Origin of the sequence: Alkalihalophilus lindianensis (assembly GCF_032843265.1) — a bacterium.
Classification (GTDB): Bacteria; Bacillota; Bacilli; order Bacillales; family Bacillaceae_D; genus Alkalihalophilus; species Alkalihalophilus lindianensis.
In genome coordinates, this window is record NZ_JAWJBA010000867.1 from 1 (window position 1) to 244 (window position 244).

The 244-nt window shown below is 52.9% G+C and carries 1 protein-coding gene; it reads left to right on the forward strand.

The genetic code is table 11. From position 1 onward, the window contains the following. Positions 1-79 precede the first annotated feature (79 nt). Positions 80-244: ribonuclease E/G (locus RYX56_RS26130; RefSeq protein ID WP_369293574.1), on the forward strand; the 165-nt coding region annotated here is incomplete at its 3' end.

Sequence of the window (244 nt, forward strand, 5' to 3'; positions counted from 1 at the left end):
GTAACCGATCGCAGTTCTTCTCTGGAAGCCGTACGCGAAAGAACCGATTTCAACGAAAGGTCCGCGGGTCACGAGACACATTACTCTCGCCGGTCGCCATATCGTTTACATGCCTTTCATTGAGCACACCGGTGTTTCACGCCGGATCGAATCCGAAGAAGAAAGAAAACGCTTAAAAGACATCCTCGATTCTGTCCGCCCGGAAGGGGTGGGGATTATCGCGCGAACTGTTGCTGAAGGGCAG